The organism is Lichenibacterium ramalinae (assembly GCF_004137085.1).
Taxonomy (GTDB): Bacteria; Pseudomonadota; Alphaproteobacteria; order Rhizobiales; family Beijerinckiaceae; genus Lichenihabitans; species Lichenihabitans ramalinae.
The window spans coordinates 1-3,266 of the sequence record NZ_QYBC01000054.1; the positions used below are offsets into that span (position 1 = coordinate 1).

Sequence of the window (3,266 nt, forward strand, 5' to 3'; positions counted from 1 at the left end):
GATCAGGTTTCAGCACCCTCCTGGAACCATCGCAGCCCCGGTCACTCAACCCCACATGCCCTTATCGGACGGACACTCAGGATGCAAAAGCATCATCGGTGGTGGGCAAGGTCGGCGTGGCGCCACTGCCGCATTTCGAGGGCGGAAAGAGTGCCGCCTGTCTCGGCGGATACCAATTCGGCGTCAATGCCGCCACCAAGAACAGGGAAGCCGCCATCGACTTCCTGACCTGGATGTCTTCTCCCGCAACGCAGCTGCGTTTTGCCCTGCAACTCGGCATCGCGCCGACGCGACCCGCCGTCTACGACGATGCCAAGCTCGGCGAGGAGCAGCCGTTCATGAAGGAGCTGAAGGGAGTCTTCACCGGGGCGACGCCGAGACCCGTCACTCCGAAATATGCCCAGGTCACCCTGGCCGTCCAGTCCGGCGTTTCGAAGGCCCTGGTGTCGGGCCGAATCAAGGAGGATCTGACGGCCGCCAACGCCCGCATCGACACCATCGTCGGCAAGTGAGATGACCAGCGCATCGGCGGGGCGCGCCCAGCGTTCGCTTCGGCGAGGCATGCCGCGCTGGCCGGATGCAACCCCCTGGCTGCTTCTGCTGCCGATCGCGGTGTCGATCGGGGCCGTGTCGATCTACCCGATCCTGAACGGGATCTGGTTGTCGTTCCGTAACACGTCGCTCGTGAGCCAGCAGGACGACTTCGTCGGGCTGTTGAACTACGGCCTGCTGCTCGGCGATGAGGGGTTCTGGAACGCGTGGCGACACACGGTGGTGTTCACGCTTGTGTCGACCGCGTTGGAGACCCTCATCGGGCTCGGCATGGCGCTGCTGCTTTTCGAGCGTTTCCCGGGGCGCGGCCTCGTGCGGGCCGCCGTCCTGGTGCCCTGGGCGATGCCGACCGTGGTGACCTCCAAGATGTTTGGCTGGCTGTTCGACGGCCAGCACGGCGTCGTCAATTGGCTCCTGCGCTCTGTCGGGCTGATCGGCGCCAACATCAACTGGTACGGCTCCGTCGACCACGCCCTCGGCACCATCATCGTGGCCGACGTCTGGAAGACCGCGCCCTTCATGGCGTTGCTGTTGCTGGCCGGGCTGCAGACCATCCCGGATTCGCTGCTCGAAGCGGCCCGCATGGATGGCGCCAAGCCGTGGCAGGCCTTTATCTTCGTGCGTCTTCCCATGCTGTGGTCGACGCTGCTGATCGCGGGTCTGTTCCGGGCACTCGACGCCTTCCGGGTGTTCGACCTCGTCTACGTGTTGACCGGCGGCGGCCCGGCAGACTCGACCGAGACCCTCTCGACGCTCAGCTACAAGACGCTCTTCTCGACGCTGCAGTTCGGCTATGGCTCGACGCTCTCGACCGCCATGTTCATCACGGAAGCTTTGATCGCGGCCGGCTTCGCGATGTTCATCGTCCGCAAGATCGGACAAGCCCGGTGACGGCCCGGCACGGCCCGGTGAGACGCTTGTCGGTCGGCGTGGGTGTCGTCGCCATCGTGGGGTGGTCGGCCGGTCCCTTCCTCTGGCAACTCTCGACGTCGTTCCAGGACGACAAGGCGCTGACGGCCGCGACGCCATCCCTCTGGCCCTCCCCCGGCACGTGGGAGCATTATTACAACGTCTTCGCCGCCAAGCACTTCCAGCTCTACGTGCTCAACTCGGTCGTGGTGGCCGGCCTCACCACAATCTTCTGCCTCGCCATCGGTGCGCTCGCCGCCTTCTCGCTGTCGCGTCTGCGAATCCGGCACCGTTTCGGCATCCTCATCGCCATCCTATCGGTGTCGATGTTTCCGCAGATCGCGCTCGTCGGCCCCCTCTACCTCCTAGCATCCGCCCTGGGATTGCTCGACACCTACGCCAGCCTCGTGATCGCCTACATGGCCTTGGGCCTACCGCTCGTGACCTGGGTGCTGTTCGGCTATTTCGAGACGTTCCCGCGCGAACTCGACGAAGCCGCGCGCATGGACGGCATCGGCCCGATCGGGCTTCTCGTCCGTATCATCCTGCCCCTCTCCGCCCCGGCCCTCGTCACGGTGGGCCTCTTGGCCTTCATCGCGGCGTGGAACGAGTTCATGTTCGCCCTGGCCTTCACGTCGACGATCGACCACCAGACGATCCCGGTCGGCATCGCCAACTTCACGGATCTCTACTACGTGCCCTGGGGCGACATCGCCGCCGCCTCGGTCGTAGTCACCCTGCCCCTCATCGCACTCGTGCTGGTCTTCCAGCGACACATCGTCGAGGGGCTCACGCAAGGCGCCGTCAAAGGATGAACATTTCCAGAACCGCCGTGCCGCTCCGCGCCGGATGCCAGACCTTCACCTGGGAGATGCTTGGCGCCGTTTGGCGCGACAGACCGGACGAGCTTCTCGCCTCCATCGCGGCGGCGGGCTATTCCGGCGTCGAGATCACCGACACCATGATCGGCGACTATGCGGGCAAGCCGCAGGCCTTCGGGCGAGCGCTGGATCGGCACGGGCTGACCCTGGTAGCCTTCGCCTGCGGCAGCGCCAGCGGCTTCACCGAAGAAGCGGCTCTCTCCCAGGACCTCGCCATGGCGGAGCGCGCCGCGGACTTCACCGCGGCTTTTCCGGGAGCGCTGCTGTCATTCGGCAGTGCAACGGTGATGTCTGAGGGGCCGCGCGACGCCAAATTCGCCACGGCGGCGCAGTTCTACGAAGAAGCTGCCGAGCGCGGCCGCGCGGCCGGCGTCGACGTCGCGGTACACCCCTCGTCCCACCATGACACGCTGCTGTTGACGCGCGCCGACTACGACGCGCTGTTCGCCCTGCTCGACCCGCAGCGCGTCGGCTGGGTGCCGGACACCGGGCACATCCTCCGCGGCGGCCAGGACATCTTCGATACGCTGCGAACCTACCGCGATCGCATCCGCTACCTTCACCTGAAGGACGTCGATGCTGCTGGCCAGTGGCAGATGCTCGGTGCCGGCGTCTGCAACACGCGCGCCGTCGTCGACATCGTTGCGGCGGCGCCCCGCTTCAACGGCTGGCTCGTCCTCGAAGAGGAGTCGGAGGAAGCGCGCCGCGATCCCGCAAAGGCTGTGGGCAAGAACCGCGATGCACTTCGCGATCTCGGAGTCTGAGCACCAGCGGATCGTCCTCCCGTCGAAATAGGCCCCTCATGATCGAGACAGACGTTCGACGGCTTTGGATCATGCGAACGCCAATGCGCGAGGCCGGACGCGAGGCCGACATCCGGCTCGCCGCCGACGGCGGCATCCGCGACACCACGGTGCCGCGCCT

At 66.0% G+C, this 3,266-nt stretch carries 4 protein-coding genes; all 4 read left to right on the forward strand.

The genetic code is table 11. The features are described 5' to 3' along the window. The coding region (locus tag D3272_RS26895) for an extracellular solute-binding protein (protein WP_129222307.1) at positions 1-512 on the forward strand (512 nt) is incomplete at its 5' end. 49 nt (positions 513-561) lie between these two features. Then, entirely contained in the window at positions 562-1,443 is an 882-nt protein-coding gene (locus tag D3272_RS26900) for a carbohydrate ABC transporter permease (RefSeq protein WP_245496814.1), read from the forward strand. A gap of 26 nt (positions 1,444-1,469) precedes the next feature. Then, positions 1,470-2,276: a carbohydrate ABC transporter permease gene (locus D3272_RS26905; protein ID WP_428978028.1), complete on the forward strand. Its 807-nt coding sequence runs from the start codon at positions 1,470-1,472 to the stop codon at positions 2,274-2,276. Then, complete coding sequence (locus D3272_RS26910) at positions 2,273-3,106, forward strand: sugar phosphate isomerase/epimerase family protein (protein WP_129222310.1); 834 nt, start codon at positions 2,273-2,275, stop codon at positions 3,104-3,106. Before D3272_RS26905 ends, D3272_RS26910 begins: the two co-directional genes overlap by 4 nt. The last annotated feature ends 160 nt before the right edge of the window (positions 3,107-3,266 follow it).

Excerpts from the sequence above, each read along its gene's own strand:
- D3272_RS26900 (WP_245496814.1), top strand. The coding sequence starts at position 562 with ATGCCGCGCTGGCCGGATGCAACCCCCTGGCTGCTTCTGCTGCCGATC.
- D3272_RS26910 (WP_129222310.1), top strand. The coding sequence starts at position 2,273 with ATGAACATTTCCAGAACCGCCGTGCCGCTCCGCGCCGGATGCCAGACC.